This is a genomic window from Caballeronia sp., from assembly GCF_049581465.1.
In the GTDB taxonomy this organism is placed as follows: Bacteria; Pseudomonadota; Gammaproteobacteria; order Burkholderiales; family Burkholderiaceae; genus Caballeronia.
Map to the genome: position 1 here is coordinate 1 of NZ_JBAUSA010001235.1, position 3318 is coordinate 3318.

Genomic DNA, 3318 nt, shown 5'->3' on the forward strand with positions numbered 1-3318 from the left:
TTCCGCTTTTTGTCGGACGACCCAAATCGATCAAGGCTCTCGAGGCTGCGATGGAAGGCGGCAAGCACATCATGCTTGTTGCTCAAAAAACGGCGGCGAAGGACGAGCCGACCGAAAAGGACATGTACGAAGTAGGGTGCATAGCGAACATCCTGCAAATGCTGAAGCTTCCGGACGGTACCGTAAAGGTGCTCGTCGAAGGCTTGCAGCGCGCGAAGACGCTTACGATCGAAGAACAGGAAACGCAGTTTTCCTGCGACGTGATGCCGCTCGAACCCGACCACGCCGACAGCGCTGAAACTGAAGCGCTGCGTCGCGCGATCGTGTCGCAGTTCGACCAGTACGTGAAGCTCAACAAGAAGATTCCGCCGGAAATCCTGACGTCATTGTCGGGTATCGACGAAGCGGGTCGTCTGGCCGATACCATCGCGGCGCACTTGCCGTTGAAGCTCGACCAGAAGCAGCACATTCTCGAAATGTTCCCGGTCGTTGAGCGTCTGGAGCACTTGCTTGCCCAGCTCGAAGCTGAGATCGACATTCTTCAGGTTGAGAAACGCATCCGCGGACGCGTCAAGCGTCAGATGGAAAAGAGCCAGCGCGAGTACTACCTGAACGAACAGGTCAAGGCGATTCAGAAGGAACTGGGCGAAGGCGAGGAAGGTGCGGATCTCGAGGAACTCGAGAAGCGCATCACCAACGCGCGCATGCCGAAGGAAGCCAAGAAGAAAGCTGACGCAGAACTTAAGAAGCTCAAGCTGATGTCGCCCATGTCGGCTGAAGCAACGGTCGTGCGTAACTATATCGATACGTTGATCGGCCTGCCGTGGCGCAAGAAGAGCAAGGTCAACAACGACCTGACGAATGCGGAACGCGTACTCGACGAAGACCACTTTGGCCTCGAGAAGGTCAAGGAACGGATCCTCGAATATCTTGCGGTCCAACAGCGTGTCGACAAGGTCAAGGCGCCTATCCTGTGCCTCGTCGGGCCTCCGGGCGTTGGCAAGACCTCGCTTGGGCAGTCGATTGCTCGCGCGACGAACCGCAAGTTCGTGCGCATGGCGCTCGGCGGCGTGCATGACGAGTCCGAGATTCGCGGACACCGTCGCACGTATATTGGTTCGATGCCCGGCAAGATCCTGCAAAGCCTGGCGAAAATCGGCGTACGCAATCCGCTCTTCCTGCTCGATGAAGTCGACAAGATGGGCATGGATTTCCGCGGCGACCCGGCTTCCGCTTTGCTCGAAGTGCTCGATCCGGAACAGAACCATACGTTCGCCGATCACTACATCGAAGTGGACTTCGATCTGTCGGACGTGATGTTCGTGGCGACGTCGAACTCGCTGAACATTCCGCCGCCGTTGCTCGACCGGATGGAAGTGATTCGCCTCTCGGGTTACACCGAGGACGAGAAGATCAATATCGCGCAGAAGTATTTGTTGCCCAAGCAGAAACGCAACAACGGCCTGAGCGATGGTGAGATCGATCTCACGGAAGAAGCGATCCGCGACATCATTCGCTATTACACGCGTGAAGCCGGCGTTCGCTCGCTCGAACGCGAAATGTCCAAGATCTGCCGCAAGGTTGTGAAGATGCTTCTGCTGAAGAAGGCAGATGGCGCGGTCCGGATCGACGGCAGCAATATCGACACGTTCCTCGGCGTGCGCAAGACCGACTTTGGTCTGGCCGCGAAGGAGAATCAAGTCGGCCAGGTGACCGGTCTTGCCTGGACGGAAGTAGGCGGCGACCTGCTGACCATCGAAGCGGCTGTGATGCCGGGCAAGGGCAACATCATCCGCACGGGTTCGCTCGGCGACGTGATGAAGGAATCGGTCGAGGCAGCACGCTCGGTGGTGCGTTCGCGGTCGCGTCGCCTGGGTGTGTCGGATGACGCGTTCGAGAAGAAGGACATCCACATTCACGTGCCTGAAGGCGCGACGCCGAAGGACGGCCCGTCCGCTGGTATCGCGATGACCACGGCGCTTGTGTCCGTGCTGACCGGTATTCCGGTTCGCGCTGACGTGGCAATGACCGGCGAAATCACGCTGCGCGGCGAAGTGCTGCCAATCGGCGGATTGAAGGAGAAGTTGCTGGCGGCGCATCGTGGCGGAATCAAGCTCGTGCTGATCCCGGAGGAGAACACCAAGGATCTGGCGGAGATTCCGGACAACGTGAAGAACTCGATCGAAATCATTCCGGTTCGCTGGATTGACAAGGTCCTTGAGCTTGCGCTTGAACGCGTTCCCTCGGCATTGCCGGAAGAAGAGGTGAAGCCCGCGGCAACGCCTGCTGTCGCCGAGAAAGGCGACACGCCGGCCACGGGCGACTTCGTGAAACATTGAGCGGCTTGTGATGTATTTGTGATCTGCTTGTGATCTGTTTGTGAGGCGCGGACCGGACTGTCGCGCCGAGCCTGATGAGAAGCTAGCTTGATAAAACCCGCAGAGCTTTGCCCTGCGGGTTTTTTTGCTTTTTATTAGGCATCCACTGCGGAACGTAGGTTCAACCCCTGTTGACACCGTTGTTTCGGCTGCGTCTAATCATCGACGCACTGGGCATTGCATCCAGTGCAACAAAGCGTGTACGGACGCACGTTTTGAGCATCGCCCAACTAAACGAGAGCATAAGGGGGATCACAATGAACAAGACCGAATTAATCGACCACATTGCACAGCAAGCGGACATTTCCAAGGCTACAGCGGGTCGTGCCCTAGAGGCTCTGATTGGCGGCGTGAAAACGACGTTGGAAAAGGGCGGATCGGTAACGCTGGTTGGCTTCGGCACGTTTGCTGTCGGCAAGCGCACGGCGCGAACCGGGCGCAACCCACGCACGGGCGACGCGATCAAGATCAAGGCCGCTAAAGTACCTAAATTTCGCCCTGGCAAAGCGCTAAAAGATGCGCTAAACTAGCGGACTCGCTGGATAGGGTTGGTTGAAAGGCACCATAAGAGACCATGTTTATCCAGCGGCTGCAGTGATGCATTAACCGCTGTAGCACATCATCGCAGTAGCGCATAACCGCGAAGCGGGTGCTTAGCTCAGTTGGTAGAGCGGCGCCCTTACAAGGCGTAGGTCGGGAGTTCGAGCCTCTCAGCACCCACCAGTTTCCGGTTGTCCGTAGGGTGGTTGTAGGTCGCAGTAGTGCTTTGATGGATTCGTCGATCATTGCATCAAGTAGTAAAAAAGGAGTGGTAGTTCAGTCGGTTAGAATACCGGCCTGTCACGCCGGGGGTCGCGGGTTCGAGTCCCGTCCACTCCGCCAGCATCTGCGAGAAAGGCGAACTCCGGTTCGCCTTTTTTATTGCCCGCTGCTGTAACAT

General features: G+C 57.4%; 2 protein-coding genes and 2 tRNA genes. All 4 read left to right on the top strand.

The annotated features are described in order from the left end of the window. On the top strand, window positions 1-2339 hold a 2339-nt coding region (lon, locus tag WCA53_RS30165; RefSeq protein WP_423920009.1), incomplete at its 5' end, for an endopeptidase La. A gap of 296 nt (window positions 2340-2635) precedes the next feature. After that, entirely contained in the window at window positions 2636-2908 is a 273-nt protein-coding gene (locus WCA53_RS30170; RefSeq protein ID WP_423920012.1) for an HU family DNA-binding protein, read from the top strand. 117 nt (window positions 2909-3025) lie between these two features. After that, a tRNA-Val gene (locus WCA53_RS30175) sits at window positions 3026-3101 on the top strand. Window positions 3102-3183: 82 nt separating this feature from the next. After that, window positions 3184-3260, top strand: a tRNA-Asp gene (locus WCA53_RS30180). Window positions 3261-3318: the final 58 nt, after the last annotated feature.

What these genes read in the sequence shown, in the direction of transcription:
- WCA53_RS30170 (WP_423920012.1), top strand. Translation starts at nt 2,636, where the DNA reads ATGAACAAGACCGAATTAATCGACCACATTGCACAGCAAGCGGACATT.